This window comes from Cupriavidus ulmosensis, assembly GCF_977008105.1.
Genome location: NZ_CDRMWP010000001.1, coordinates 1231346 through 1245622, shown reverse-complemented (window position 1 = coordinate 1245622; position 14277 = coordinate 1231346). Strand labels below are relative to the sequence as shown.

The following is a 14277-nucleotide window of genomic DNA, read 5'->3' as shown; positions in this document are numbered from 1 at the left end:
AAATGCTGGGCTGATTATAGCCAGCCCCCAGGCCGGCTCACAGGCATACGACACCTTCCGCCGGCGCCGCCGGGCCAGCTTGGCCCGCCCGGCGCGGGCGGCGCGCGCCGGCCAAGGCGCGCGCATCAATACGCATTCCGCTTCGGAGAGAATCATGGCCGGTCACTCAAAATGGGCCAATATCAAACACAAGAAGGCCGCCGCTGACGCCAAGCGCGGCAAGGTCTGGACCCGCCTGATCAAGGAAATCACGGTGGCCGCCAAGCTCGGCGGCGGCGACCCCGATTCCAACCCGCGCCTGCGCCTGTCGATGGACAAGGCGATGGACGCGAACATGCCCAAGGACAACATGCAGCGCGCCATCCAGCGCGGCGTGGGCGGCCTGGAAGGCGTGAACTACGAAGAAATCCGCTACGAGGGCTACGGCCTGGCGGGCGCGGCCATCATCGTCGACTGCCTGACCGACAACCGCACCCGCACCGTGGCCGAAGTGCGCCATGCGTTTTCCAAGCACGGCGGCAACATGGGCACGGAAGGCTCGGTGGCCTTCATGTTCACCCACTGCGGCCAGTTCCTGTTCGCCCCCGGCACGCCCGAGGACAAGCTGATGGAAGCCGCGCTGGAAGCCGGCGCCGACGACGTGGTCACCAACGACGACGGCTCGATCGAGGTGCTGTGCCCGCCCAACGATTTCGGCACGGTCAAGGCCGCGCTGGAAGCCGCGGGCTTCAAGGCCGAGCTGGCGGACGTCACCATGAAGCCGCAGAACGAAGTCAGCTTCACCGGCGACGACGCCGCCAAGATGCAGAAGCTGCTCGACGTCCTGGAAAACCTGGACGACGTGCAGGAAGTGTTCACCAACGCGGTGATCGAGGAATAAGCGGGCGTCCGGCAGGAGGCTCGTCCCACGGCGGCAGCGCGGTTCTTGGCGGACCCTCGCTGCCGCTTTTTCGCATGCGAATTTTTTCTGGCAGTGGATCATGAAAGTATTGGTTGTCGGCTCGGGTGGTCGTGAACACGCGCTGGCCTGGAAACTGGCCCAGTCGCCCAAGGTACAGGTGGTGTACGTGGCGCCGGGCAACGGCGGCACCGCGCTCGACAAGCGTCTGCAGAACGTGCCGCTGACCGATCCGGAAGTGCTGGCGGCGTTCGCCGAGCGCGAGGGCGTGAGCTTCACCGTGGTCGGCCCCGAGGCGCCGCTGGCGGCCGGCATCGTCGACATCTTCCGCGCCAAGGGCCTGCGCATCTTCGGGCCGACCCAGGCCGCCGCGCAGCTGGAGTCGTCCAAGGACTTCGCCAAGGCCTTCATGCAGCGCCACGGCATCCCCACCGCCGCCTACCAGACCTTCAACGACGCCGCCGCCGCGCATGCCTACATCGACGCGCAGGGCGCGCCGATCGTCGTCAAGGCCGACGGCCTGGCCGCCGGCAAGGGCGTGGTGGTCGCCACCACGCTGGAAGAAGCGCACGCCGCGGTCGACATGATGCTGGCCGACAACCGCCTCGGCGACGCCGGCGCGCGCGTGGTCATCGAGCAGTTCCTGGCCGGCGAGGAAGCCAGCTTCATCGTGCTGGTGGACGGCAAGAACGTGCTGGCGCTGGCCACCAGCCAGGACCACAAGCGCCTGCTCGACCACGACGCCGGCCCCAACACCGGCGGCATGGGCGCGTACTCGCCGGCCCCGGTGGTCACGCCCGCGCTGCACGCGCGCGCGCTGCGCGAGATCATCCTGCCGACCGTGCGCGGCATGGAGAAGGACGGCATCGTCTACACCGGCTTCCTCTACGCCGGCCTGATGATCGGCGCCGACGGCAGCCTCAAGACGCTGGAATTCAACTGCCGCATGGGCGACCCGGAAACCCAGCCGATCCTGGCGCGCCTGAAGACCGACCTGGTCGACGTGATGGAGCACGCGGTCTCCGGCCGCCTCGACGAGATCGAGCTGGACTGGGACCGCCGCACCGCGCTGGGCGTGGTGATGGCCGCGCACGGCTATCCCGACGCGCCGCGCAAGGGCGACGTCATCACCGGCATCCCGCCCGAGGCCGAGGACAGCATGACCTTCCACGCCGGCACCGCGCTCAAGGACGGCGTGCTGCAGGTCACCGGCGGGCGCGTGCTGTGCGTGGTCGGGCTGGCCGACACGGTCAAGGCGGCGCAGCGCGCGGCCTACGCGGCGGTCGGGCAGATCCATTTCGACGGCATGCAATATCGTACCGACATCGGCTACCGCGCCCTGAAGCGTTAAAGGCGGATAAATCTACTGCGCGGCGCATGGCGGGCCCTGTGGTGCTCGCCGTACCGATGTACGGCTGCGCTCCTCGGACCCGCCATGCGCCGCTCGCTACGATTTCTCCGCCTTCAACGGGACGTCCGGACCGGCGTTTCAGCGTTTCGGCATGCCCCGCGCCAAACATCCGCAAAGCCCCTATTCCGGGCATTCCCGGCGCCAGCCAGTACAATCATGACACCGCCATGACGGCCGGACAGGCGAACCGCCTGCCCGGCCGTCGCCGCACCGGCCCATCCGCCCGCACACCATGATCGATTCCCAGGCAGTCCGTGCCTATCTGCTCGGTCTGCAAGACCGTATCACCGACGCTGTCGCCGCCATCGACGGCCAGCCGTTCGCCACCGATGCCTGGGAGAAGCCGCCCACCGAGCGCCTGCGCGGCAGCGGGCGCACCCGCATCCTGGAAGGCGGCGCCGTGATGGAGCGCGCCGGCGTGGGCTTTTCGCACGTGCGCGGCGACGCGCTGCCGCCGTCGGCCACCGCCAGCCGGCCGGAGCTGGCCGGGCGCGGCTTCGAGGCGCTGGGCGTGTCGCTGGTGTTCCATCCGCGCAACCCCTACGTGCCGACCGTGCACATGAACGTGCGCTGCCTGCTGGCGGTCAAGGACGGCGCCGAGCCGGTGTGGTGGTTCGGCGGCGGCATGGACCTGACGCCGTACTACGGCGACGCCGGCGACTGCGCGCACTTCCACCGCGCCTGCCGCGACGCGCTGGCGCCCTACGGCGCGGATCTCCATCCGCGCTTCAAGCAGTGGTGCGACGAGTATTTCTTCCTCAAGCACCGCGACGAGCCGCGCGGCATCGGCGGCATCTTCTTCGACGACTTCTCCGCGCTCGGCTTCGAGCGCAGCTTCGCCATGACGCGATCGGTCGGCGACGCCTTCCTCGATGCCTATCTGCCGATCCTGCGCGCGCGCAAGGACCAGCCCTACGGCGCGCGCGAGCGCGACTTCCAGGCCTACCGGCGCGGGCGCTACGTGGAGTTCAACCTCGTGTTCGACCGCGGCACGCATTTCGGCCTGCAGTCGGGCGGGCGCAGCGAATCCATCCTGATGTCGATGCCGCCGCAGGCCACCTGGCGCTACGACTGGCAGCCGGAGCCGGGCAGCGCCGAAGCGGCGCTGTACACCGACTTCCTGCCCGTGCGCGACTGGGCCTGACGGCGAGCGTATGGAATACGACAAGACCCGATCAGGCAGCGCCGGCGACGGCCAGCGCCCCTACCGCCTCGGCATCCTCGGCGGCACCTTCGACCCACCGCACAGCGGCCACGTCGCGCTCGCGCGGCTCTGCATCGAGCGGCTCGAGCTGGATGAGCTGGTGTGGATCCCGACCGGCCAGTCCTGGCAGAAAGGCGACGACGTCACGCCCGCCGCCGACCGCCTCGCCATGACCGAACTGGCCGCGGCGGCGCTGGCCGACACGCATGCGCGCGTGCACGCCAGCCGCATGGAAGTCGACCGCGCCGGCCCCAGCTACACCGTCGACACCGTGCACGAACTGCGCCAGCGCTACGGCCCGCACGCCTCGCTGGCGTGGTTGATGGGCGCCGACCAGTTGCTGCGCCTGCATACCTGGCACGGCTGGCAGGCGCTGTTCGCGGACGTGCATCTGTGCGTGGCCACGCGGCCCGGTTTCGACCTCTCCGAACTCGACGGTCCGGTGCGCCAGGAGCTCGCCGCGCGCCGCGCGCCCACCCACCTGATACAATCCACGCCCTCCGGCCACATGTGGATCGACCAGACGCTCGCCGTCGACCTCTCCTCCACCGCCCTTCGCCAACGCCTGGCCGCCGGACAGCCGGCAGATGACCAACTGCCGCCCGGCGTGGCACACTACATCGCGAGCCGCGGCCTTTACCGGCCTGCCCCGTCGGATCTGCCCGGCGCGGCCCGCCCACAAACCGATCTCAGCTGAACAAGAACGCACCATGGATATTCGCAAACTGCAACGCGCCATCGTCGACGGCCTCGAAGATGTCAAGGCGCAGGACATCAAGGTGTACGACACCACCCACCTGACCGAGCTGTTCGACCGGGTGGTGATCGCCAGCGGGACCTCGAACCGCCAGACCAAGGCGCTGGCCGCCTCGGTGCGCGATACCGTCAAGGGCGCGGGCGGCCACATCGTCGCGGTGGAAGGGCTGGAAACGGGCGAATGGGTGCTGGTCGACTGCGGCGACGCCGTGGTCCACATCATGCAGCCGCAGTTGCGCATGTACTACAACCTCGAGGAAATCTGGGGCGACAAGCCGGTGCGCCTGAAGCTGGCCGCCGCCAAAAAGGGCCTGGCCAAGGCCAGCGAGCCGGTCGACGAGGACGAGGATGAAGACGCGCCGGTGGTCCGCACCGTGCGCCGCGCCAGCAACCTGCGCCCCGCGCTGGCACGCCTGCCCGAAGGCATGAAAGAGCCCTCGCCGCCGCTCGGCCACGAGGACACCGACGCCGACGCCATCGCCGTCAACCGCGCGCCGGCCGTCAAGAAACGCCTGACCAGCAGCCTGGGCTCGGCTCCCGCGCGCGGCGCGCCGGCCAAGTCCGCCGCGCCGCGCAAGAGCGCCGCCGGCACCGGCGCGGCGCGCAAGACCGCGGCGAAGACGCCGGTCAAGACCGCCACCAAGACCGCGGCCAAGGCGCCCGCCAGGACCGCCGCCGCCAAGGCGCCGGCGCGCAAGCGCGCCACCCGTCCGGCCTGAGCCGGCGCGGCGCCATCCCGCCATGCAGTTGCTGATCGTGGCCGTCGGCCACAAGATGCCCGGCTGGATCGAGACCGGCTTCGCCGAGTACGCCAAGCGCATGCCGCCCGAACTGCGCATCGAGCTGCGCGAGATCAAGCCCGAGGCGCGTTCCTCCAGCAATAACGCCGCCACCGTGATGCAGCGCGAGGCGGCCCGCATCGAGGCGGCGCTGCCGCGGCAATGCCGCATCGTGGCGCTGGACGAGCGCGGCCGCGACCTCACCACGGTGCAGCTCGCCGGCCAGTTGACCGACTGGCAGCGCGAGGGCGGCGACGTGGCCTTCCTGATCGGCGGCGCCGACGGCCTCGACCCGGCCCTCAAGACGCGCGCGCAGACCCTGCTGCGGCTGTCCAGCCTGACCCTGCCGCACGGCATGGTGCGCGTGCTGCTGGCCGAGCAGCTGTACCGCGCGTGGTCGGTCACGCAGAACCATCCGTATCACCGCGCCTGACCTGCGCGCCGGTCCCGCGCACCGCCCCCCGGCCGCATCTGCGGCGATGCAGCACAAGGGTACAATGCGGCCCAAGCGGCGCATGGCGCCTGCCGGATCTTCTCCCACCAGGACTACCCGACCGCCGTGATCCATCCCTTTCTCTACCTTGCCTCCCAGAGCCCGCGCCGGCGCGAGCTGCTGACCCAGCTCGGCGTGGCCTACGAACTGCTGCTGGCCGGCGACGATGAAGACGCCGAAGCGCTCGAAGCGGTGCTGCCCGGCGAAAGCCCCGACGACTACGTGCAGCGCGTGTGCGCGCTCAAGGCCGAGGCCGCGCTGCGCCGCCGCGAGCGGCGCGCCCTGCCCGACGCGCCCATCCTGACCTCCGACACCACGGTCTGCCTGGACGGCGAGATCCTCGGCAAGCCGGACGGCGACGCCGATGCCGCGCGCATGCTGGCGGCGCTGTCGGGCCGGACCCACCGCGTGCTGACCGCGGTGACGGTGGCCTCCACGCTCGGCCTGCGCCATGCGCTGTCGGTCTCCGACGTCACCTTCCGCGCCATGACCGAGGCCGAGATCGCCGCCTACGTGGCCAGCGGCGAGCCGGCCGGCAAGGCCGGCGCGTACGGCATCCAGGGCCGCGCGGCGGAGTTCGTGGCGCGAATCGCCGGCAGCTATTCGGGTATCATGGGCTTGCCCTTGTTCGAGACGGCTGCCCTGCTCAGACAGGCCCGACTACGGTTCTGAGAACCCGCCACCGACCTTTTCGTCAACCCACGGCATGCACGGCCGTGGCATCGCCCCCGGAGCGCGTGGCGGCATAGTGCGGACAACCATCTGGCCGGCGCGCCGGCACGAGTTTCACCCACCATGACTGAAGACATCCTAGTCAACATCACACCGCAGGAAACGCGCGTGGCCATCGTGCAGCAGGCCGCCGTGCAGGAGCTCCATGTCGAGCGCACGCTTTCGCGCGGGCTGGTCGGCAACATCTACCTGGGCAAGGTCGTGCGCGTGCTGCCGGGCATGCAGTCCGCCTTCATCGACATCGGCCTGGAGCGCGCGGCCTTCCTCCACGTCGCCGACATCTGGCACCCGCGCGACCCCGAGAAGAACGGCAACGCCGCGCCGCTGGCGATCGAGAAAACGCTGTACGAAGGCCAGGCGCTGATGGTGCAGGTGATCAAGGACCCGATCGGCACCAAGGGCGCGCGCCTGTCGACCCAGGTCAGCATCGCCGGGCGCACGCTGGTCTACCTGCCGCAGGACCCGCACATCGGCATCTCCCAGCGCATCGAAGGCGAGGTCGACCGCGAAGCGCTGCGCGCGCGCGTGCAGGGCCTGGTGCCGGCCGACGAGCGCGGCGGCTTCATCGTGCGCACCATCGCCGAGGAATCGAGCGACGAGGAGCTCGGCAACGACATCGCCTACCTGCGCAAGATCTGGGCCTCGATCCGCCAGAACGCCACCAGCCTGCCCGCGCCCAGCCTGCTCTACCAGGACCTGAACCTGGCCCAGCGCGTGCTGCGCGACTTCGTCAGCGACGCCACCAACGTGATCCAGGTGGACTCGCGCGAGAACTACCAGAAGCTGGTCGAGTTCGCCCAGGAATACACGCCCGCGGTGCTGCCGCGCCTGTCGCACTACACCGGCGAGCGCCCCGTCTTCGACCTCTTCAACATCGACGCCGAGATCGAGAAGGCGCTGTCGCGCCGCGTCGACCTCAAGTCCGGCGGCTACCTGATGATCGACCAGACGGAGGCCATGACCACCATCGACGTCAACACCGGGGGCTACGTCGGCGCGCGCAACTTCGACGACACCATCTTCAAGACCAACCTGGAGGCGGCGCACACCATCGCGCGCCAGTTGCGGCTGCGCAACCTGGGCGGCATCATCATCATCGATTTCATCGACATGGAGAACGCCGAGCACCGCGACGCCGTGCTGTCCGAGCTCAAGCGCGCGCTCGCGCGCGACCGCACCCGCATCACCGTCAACAGCTTCTCCCAGCTCGGGCTGGTCGAGATGACCCGCAAGCGCACGCGCGAATCGCTCGCGCACGTACTGTGCGAGCAGTGCCCGGTGTGCCAGGGCAAGGGCCAGGTCAAGACGCCGCGCACGGTGTGCTACGACATCCTGCGCGAGATCATGCGCGAGTCGCGCCAGTTCAACCCGCGCGAATTCCGCATCCTCGGCTCGCAGCACGTGATCGACCTGTTCCTCGAGGAAGAAAGCCAGCACCTCGCCATGCTCGGCGACTTCATCGGCAAGCCGATCTCGCTGCAGGTGGAATCGACGTTCCACCAGGAGCAGTACGACATCATCCTGATGTGAGCCCGGCGTGCGGCGCCCGCCTCCCGAAATGGAAGAATTGGTAACAGTTGTGCCGGGCGATCCACGCTAGACTGATCCGCAAGCCCTTCCTGAACAGGGCTCTTCGGAGAAGAAACGATGAAAAAGACCAAGGTGGTCGCCAGCATGCTGCTGGCCGCTTTCGCGATGACTTCGGTCGCCGGGTTCGCCCAGGGCCATGACGACCGCAGGGGCCCGCCGCCGGGCCGCTACGATCACGATCACGGCCACGGGCCCGCGCATGGCCGCGGCCCGGACCGCGGTCCCGACCGTGGCCCCGAGGGGTATCGCCCGCCGCCGGGCGGCTGGCACAAGGGCGAGCGGATTCCGATGGAATACCGCGACCGCCAGTACGTGGTCGACAACTGGCGCGAGCATCGCCTGTCCGCGCCGCCGCGCGGCTACCAGTGGGTCGGCGTGGGCGGCGACTACTTCCTGATCGGCGTGGCCACCGGCGTGGTGCTCCAGACCCTCATCGGCCACTGAGCGCCGCATCGCCACAGGTCGGCGGGCGGGGCCTGCGCCGGGACCAAGCGCCGCCAGCCGACCAGCCGCCGGACCGCGCCATGCGGCCGGCGGGCATCAACCTCCAGACGCCACGCGCGGCCCTGGCGCCGCCTTGACGTCCTGCCCCGATGTTCTGCCCTGATCCCTGATCTGCAGCCTCAACGCGCCGCCGCCACCTTGGCCGGCGCCGGCACCGCGTAACCATCCGTCAGCGTCTTCAGGAACGCGATCACGTCGCGGATCTCGGCGTCGCTCATCGCCGGCTTGCCGCCGGCCTTGCCGCCGAACGGCGCTTCCATGTTGACGTTGTCGTGGTACTGCGCGGGCAGGTCGTCGAACTTGTCGACGCCGCCGCCGGGCTTGCGCGGATACCAGCGGCCCGGGTTGGTGTCGCGCTCCGCGTAGAAGTGCAGCACCGCTTCCAGCGAATGGAACATGCCGTTGTGGAAGAACGTGCGGCGCAGCGCCACGTTGCGCAGCGACGGCGTGCGGAACAGCCCGCAGTATTCGCCGCGCTCCTTGAGATCGGTACGGTCGGGGCCGCACAGGCCCATGTCGAAGAAGGCCGGGTCCGCGTTGCTCGCGAGCTTGCGGTTGCGCGGCACGCCCAGCGCGATGAAGCCGAAGTCCGTGAACGCCGGGAACGCGCCTTCGCGGATGCTGCCCGGGTGGCAGGCGGCGCAATTGCCCTTGTCCGGATCGTTGAACACGCGCAGCCCGCGCGTTTCCTGCGGGGTCAGCGCCGCCTGGCCGCGCAGCACGGCGTCGTACTTGCTGGTGTACGGATAGAACTCGGCCGGCGTTTCCTGGAAGACCTCGAGCGCCATCACGATGGCCTGGTAGGCGGTGCCTTCGTCGTCGAGGATGTCCTTGCCGAACACCTGGCGGAAGGTGTCCGCATGCGGGCCCGAGCGGATGCGCGCGACCACCGCGCCCGGCGTGCCGTTGGCCATCTCGTGCGCGGACAGCAGCGGCGCGCCGGCCTGCTCGTGCGTCGACGCGGCGCGGCCGTCCCAGTCGTGGCCGCCGGTCGGCCCCTGGTCGACCGAGTCGTCGCCGTCGTTCTCGTGGAAGTGCTCGGCGAACGGCGGCACGTTCTGCACATAGCGCAGCGACGGCGCGGCGCGCGTGCCCGGGTGCCGCATGTCGGTGCCGCCCAGCTGCACGGACAGGTCGTTGGGCGGCCCGTAGGCATGCGTGGGGCTGTGGCAGCTCGCGCAGGCCTGCTGGCCCGATGCCGACAGCGCCGGATCGAAGAACAGCGCCCTGCCGAGCGCGCCCAGCGCCGGAATCGACGGATGGCGCTCGGCCATCATCGCGTAGAACGCCTTGGGTGCGGCCTTGGAAGCCGGGGCCGGCGCGCTGGCCGCCACCGGCGGCGCGTCCTGCCCGCCGCACGCGCCCAGCAAGGCCACCGCCAGCACCAGCGCCCCGCCACCCGCAGCACGCCTCCACGCCTGCGGTGAAGGCAACGAGATATTCAACGGCAAGGGCGGCGGCAGCATGGAGGCGAAGCGCGAAATCGTGGAAGTCGTGAGGGGGGCGGCGCAGGCGCGAGGCGTCGGCATTCGCGCCCGGAAGGCTTGCCACACTAGCGCACGCGGATGACAGCCGCGTGTCAGTCACCAGACCGACTTGTGCGGCGCTGACCGCCGCCGGCACGCGAAGTTCCCCGCTGTGCAGCACCATCATCAATTTGACACGGACGCGCGCCACACTCCCGCCTCATGGAAAACACCGGCCTTTTTTGCCTCGGCAGCCATTTCTTGTCCCCTCAAACGCATAGAAGAGGAAAACCCATGCGTCGCGCATTTCGACTCTTTCCGCTGGCGGCACTAGCCGCTGCCGCCATGACCGCCTGCGGCGGCAGCGACTCCGTCAGCCCGACGCCGGCCACGCCGGCCGCCACCACCTCCGGCGTAGTGACCGGCAGCTACTTCGAGCACGCCAAGGTCTGTATCGACGCCAACAACAACGCCAAGTGCGACAGCGGCGAAGCCAGCACCTTCACCGACGCGCAAGGCGCCTACACGCTCACCGGCAGCGGCGCCGTGGTGGCCGAGATCGGCACCGACGCCTTCCGCAACGACGGCAGCGCGCACAACGCAGTGACCCGCCCGCTGGTCTTCCGCGCACCGGCGGCGGCCAACGGCGTGCTCAGCGCCATCTCGACCGAGCTGGCCGCGCTGATGGACGGCAACGGCGGCGACCTCAACGCGGCCAAGACGCAACTGGCCACCCGCCTCGGCGTGGCCGCGGACAAGCTGCTGGAAGACCACAACAAGGAAACCGACAGCAAGATCAAGACCACGCTGCAGGCCGAGATCGACCAGACCATCGACCTGATCGCCGACGCCGTGGCCGCTGGTGGCGACATCGGCAAGGCCATCGGCGACGGCGTGGCCAAGCGCCTGGCGCTGAACAACATCCAGACCGTGGTGGTGATCTACGCGGAAAACCGTGGCTTCGACACCCTGTACGGCCTGTTCCCGGGCGCCAACGGCATCCCCGGCGCGAACCCGACGTCGGACGGCAAGATCGAGCCGCAGAAGGACTTCGACAACAGCGCGCTGTCCTCGCTGCCGCCGACCTGGGGCGGCTTCACCGCCACCGGCCAGACCGTCACGATCCCGCAGGCCAACACGGTCGGCTGGGCCAACAAGCCGTTCCGCATCGACGATCCGGCCGGCGTGCAGAACACCAGCACGGTGGTGGACCAGACCGTCATCACGCGCGACCTGGTGCACCGCTTCTACAACAACCAGATGCAGATCAACGGCGGCAAGAACGACAAGTTCGCGGCCTACTCCGACGCCGGCGGCCTGTCGATGGGCTACTACGACGGCAGCAAGATGGCCCTGTGGAAGGTCGCCCAGAACTACACGCTGGCCGACAACTTCTACATGGGTGCGTTCGGCGGCTCGTTCCTGAACCACCAGTACCTGGTCTGCGCCTGCGCGCCGCAATACCCGAACGCGGACACCTCGCCGGCCAGCGGCTCGATCTCCGCCATCGACACCGATGCCAACGGCAATTTCGTGCGCCTCACGCCGGCCGCCGCGGCGCCGGCCAGCGTCCTGACCGGTGCTGCCACCTACAAGAACGACAGCACGCTGACGCCGAAGGACAAGACGGGCATGTACTACGCCGTCAACACCATGCAACCGGCCTACCAGCCGAGCGGCAACGCGCCGGCGGCCAGCGGCAACGCGGCCTATGCCGACCCGAGCAAGGCCACCACGCTGCCGCCGCAGACGCAGGCCACCATCGGCGACCTGCTCGACGCGCGCGGCGTCAACTGGGCCTGGTATGCAGGCGCCTGGTCCAAGGTGACGGCCGACCGCACGCTGATCAACAACGGCCAGGCCGTGCCCAACTTCCAGACGCACCACCAGCCGTTCAACTTCTACGCCAAGCTGGACCCGGTCGCCAACGCCAGCTACCGCAGCGCGCACCTGAAGGACTTCGACTCGCAGTTCCTGCAGGACGCCGCCGCCGGCAAGCTGCCCGCCGTCACGTTCTACAAGCCGCAGGGCAACCTGAACCAGCACGCCGGCTACGCCAACGTGGCCGACGGCGATGCCCACATCGCCAGCGTGATCAGCCAGCTCCAGCAAAGCCCGCAGTGGAAGAACATGCTGATCGTCGTGACCTACGACGAAAACGGCGGCTTCTTCGACCACGCCGCGGTGCCGAAGGGCGACGTGTGGGGCCCGGGCACGCGCATCCCGGCGATCATCGTGTCGCCGTTCGCCAAGAAGGGCTTCGTCGACCATACCCAGTACGACACCGCCTCCATCCTGCGCTTCATCACGCACCGCTACGCCCTGCCGACGCTGCCGGGCCTGAAGCAGCGCGACGATGCGCTGCTGGCCAACAAGGGCAAGGCGATGGGCGACCTGAGCAACGCGCTCGACTTCTCCGCGGCCAAGTAAGCCCACGCCCGGCACCGCGTCGCCAGATGCGGCGCCGGGCGCGCGCAGGCCCGCAAACGAAAAACCCCGCGCCGGCAACGGCGCGGGGTTTTTGCTTTTCGTTGCGCGGCGCGGCAACCCCGGCGGCGGCCTCCGATGCCTGCCGCACGCAGGCGCCGTGCTTTCCCCTCGCCTTCCTTTGCGCATCCGCTATAACTACAGGTAGAGGTGGGCGCGGCCAGCCCGACGGCCGCGCGGGCACCGGGCGCAAGGAGTAGCCATGAAGAACACGCGCTTGCCTGCGTGGGTGCCGGTCGCCGCGCTGTCGGTTGCCGCGCTGACGGCCTGTACCGTGACCTTGCCGCCGTCCTCCCCGCCCGCCGCGCGCGCGCCCGAGCCGCGCCCCTCGGCCGCCGGCGCCGCGCGCGAGCGCGCCACGCCGATACCGCCGCGCGACATCGACCTCGCCGGCAGCTGCCAGCGCACCGAAGACGATGGTTTCCGCGAGGACGCGCACATGCGCGTGGCGAGCAACGACGTGCGCAGCCTCACCTGGACCCTGTGGGTCGGCCGGCGCGGCTCCTGCCATTTCGACCTGGCCGAGTTCCGCCAGACCCGCAAGACCCCGCACATCGAACTGCGCGCGCTCGACGACAGCGGCTGCACACTGATGGTGTGGCAGGACCCGCGCCGCGTGACGCTGGCCCATGCCCATTGCGAGAAGCATTGCACGCCGGGCATCTACGAGCAGGCGTGGCCGGTCCTGTTCGACCCGCGCAGCGGCGCGTGCGCGGAGGTGCGCTAGCGCGCCCGGCTCAGGCGGCGCCGCGCAGCCCGGAAGCGGCGCGCGTCAGCGGCTTGGCCAGCACCGTAGTGGCCAGCGCCATCAGCAGCAGCCCCGAGAACGCCGTCTGGCCGATCAGCCCGGCCTCGAACAGGATGCCCAGCACCACCACTTCCATCAGCCCCTTAGTCTGCACCAGCGCGCCCAGCATCCATGCCTCGCGCCGCGGCAGGCCGGCCAGGCGCGCGGGCAGCGCGGTGCCGGCCACCTTGCCGGCGACCGCCACCAGCGTGCTGAGCCCGAATACGAGCAGCGTGTCGTACCCGCCGATGGCGATGTCGGTGCGCAGCCCGGTCATCAGGAAGAAGAACGGCATCAGCACCACCACCGTGGTCGGCTCGAGCTGGCGCCGCAGGTCGGCCGCCGCCTCGCGCGGCAGCGCCACGCCAGCCAGGAAGCCGCCCAGGATGTAGTGCAGCCCGATCGATTCGGAGACCAGCGCGGAGCCGAAGATCAGCACCGCGACCAGCGCCAGCCGCGCGTCGTTGCCCTGCATGCGCGGCAGCAGGCGCGCCAGCGCCGGGCGCACCAGCCACAGCATGGCGCCGACGTAGAGCGCGCCGCACAGCGCCAGGCGCAGGAAGTCACCGGCCGACGAGCGGCCCGCGCTGGCGAGGATGACCGAGAGCACCAGCCAGATCGCCGCGTCGCTGAACGCGGAGCAGCCCAGCGCGAGCTGGCCGGGCACCGAATCGGACAGCTTCATCTCGCGCAGGATGGCGCCCAGCACCGGCAGCGCGGTCACTGCCATCGACACGCCCACGGCAAAGGCGAACTGCCAGGCCGAGGCCGCCGGCCCGACCACCGCCGGCGCCGCATGCGCCAGCCACGCGCCGGCCGCGGTGCCGAGCGCGAACGGCGCCAGCACGCAGCCCAGCGCCGCCGCCGTGGCGATGCGCCGCATGCCCGGCTGCCCGGCGCCGCCGATATGCAGGCCCGACAGGAAAGCGAACAGCACCACCGCCAGCCATTGCAGGCCCGACAGCGCCGACAGCTGCGCGGCGCCGAACAGCGCCTGCCAGCCCCGCGGCCACAAGGTGCCCAGCAGCGACGGCCCGAGCAGGATGCCGCCCACGATCTGCATGGCGACCAGCGGCACGATGCTGCCGATGCGCAGTCCGCGCCACAGGACGAAGGGCGTGCCCACCACCAGGCAGGCCTGGGCAAAGAAGAGCGAGACAGGATTCAAGA

At 70.0% G+C, this 14277-nt stretch carries 13 protein-coding genes; 11 read left to right on the top strand and 2 right to left on the bottom strand.

The features are described from left to right. The first annotated feature begins 154 nt into the window (after positions 1-154). The 9 genes from ACWTPI_RS05700 to ACWTPI_RS05660 all read left to right on the top strand — a co-directional run bounded on the left by ACWTPI_RS05700 (position 155) and on the right by ACWTPI_RS05660 (position 8307). Positions 155-880, top strand: coding sequence for a YebC/PmpR family DNA-binding transcriptional regulator (locus ACWTPI_RS05700; protein ID WP_020423653.1), 726 nt, complete (start codon positions 155-157; stop codon positions 878-880). Positions 881-980: 100 nt separating this feature from the next. Next, positions 981-2249 (top strand): phosphoribosylamine--glycine ligase, encoded by a 1269-nt coding sequence (gene purD / locus ACWTPI_RS05695; RefSeq protein ID WP_029043191.1) that lies wholly within the window; start codon positions 981-983, stop codon positions 2247-2249. A 292-nt stretch (positions 2250-2541) separates the two neighbouring features. Then, on the top strand, positions 2542-3453 hold the full coding sequence (gene hemF, locus ACWTPI_RS05690) for an oxygen-dependent coproporphyrinogen oxidase (RefSeq protein ID WP_454731161.1): 912 nt from the start codon (positions 2542-2544) through the stop codon (positions 3451-3453). Positions 3454-3463: 10 nt separating this feature from the next. Beyond that, entirely contained in the window at positions 3464-4210 is a 747-nt protein-coding gene (locus ACWTPI_RS05685; protein ID WP_454731160.1) for a nicotinate-nucleotide adenylyltransferase, read from the top strand. Between the two features lie 13 nt (positions 4211-4223). Beyond that, positions 4224-4988 carry a ribosome silencing factor gene (gene rsfS / locus ACWTPI_RS05680; protein ID WP_454731159.1) on the top strand — a complete coding sequence of 255 codons (765 nt, stop codon included), beginning with the start codon at positions 4224-4226 and terminating at the stop codon, positions 4986-4988. Positions 4989-5010: 22 nt separating this feature from the next. After that, positions 5011-5481: a 23S rRNA (pseudouridine(1915)-N(3))-methyltransferase RlmH gene (gene rlmH / locus ACWTPI_RS05675; protein WP_454731158.1), complete on the top strand. Its 471-nt coding sequence runs from the start codon at positions 5011-5013 to the stop codon at positions 5479-5481. Positions 5482-5610: 129 nt separating this feature from the next. Then, on the top strand, positions 5611-6213 hold the full coding sequence (locus ACWTPI_RS05670) for a Maf family protein (protein WP_043365298.1): 603 nt from the start codon (positions 5611-5613) through the stop codon (positions 6211-6213). Between the two features lie 123 nt (positions 6214-6336). Then, entirely contained in the window at positions 6337-7803 is a 1467-nt protein-coding gene (rng, locus tag ACWTPI_RS05665) for a ribonuclease G (protein ID WP_029043189.1), read from the top strand. Between the two features lie 117 nt (positions 7804-7920). Next, complete coding sequence (locus tag ACWTPI_RS05660; RefSeq protein WP_020201026.1) at positions 7921-8307, top strand: RcnB family protein; 387 nt, start codon at positions 7921-7923, stop codon at positions 8305-8307. A gap of 179 nt (positions 8308-8486) precedes the next feature. Here ACWTPI_RS05660 and ACWTPI_RS05655 read toward each other — a convergent pair whose 3' ends face one another. Then, positions 8487-9833 carry a cytochrome-c peroxidase gene (locus ACWTPI_RS05655; protein ID WP_454732449.1) on the bottom strand — a complete coding sequence of 449 codons (1347 nt, stop codon included), beginning with the start codon at positions 9831-9833 and terminating at the stop codon, positions 8487-8489. Between the two features lie 294 nt (positions 9834-10127). Between ACWTPI_RS05655 and acpA the strand changes: the two genes are divergently transcribed. Together acpA and ACWTPI_RS05645 are read left to right on the top strand one after the other, a co-directional pair. After that, positions 10128-12263 (top strand): acid phosphatase, encoded by a 2136-nt coding sequence (gene acpA / locus ACWTPI_RS05650; RefSeq protein ID WP_454731157.1) that lies wholly within the window; start codon positions 10128-10130, stop codon positions 12261-12263. 259 nt (positions 12264-12522) lie between these two features. After that, on the top strand, positions 12523-13047 hold the full coding sequence (locus tag ACWTPI_RS05645; RefSeq protein ID WP_454731156.1) for a hypothetical protein: 525 nt from the start codon (positions 12523-12525) through the stop codon (positions 13045-13047). A gap of 10 nt (positions 13048-13057) precedes the next feature. Here ACWTPI_RS05645 and ACWTPI_RS05640 read toward each other — a convergent pair whose 3' ends face one another. Continuing rightward, complete coding sequence (locus tag ACWTPI_RS05640) at positions 13058-14275, bottom strand: cation:proton antiporter (protein WP_020201022.1); 1218 nt, start codon at positions 14273-14275, stop codon at positions 13058-13060. Between the last annotated feature and the right edge of the window lie 2 nt (positions 14276-14277).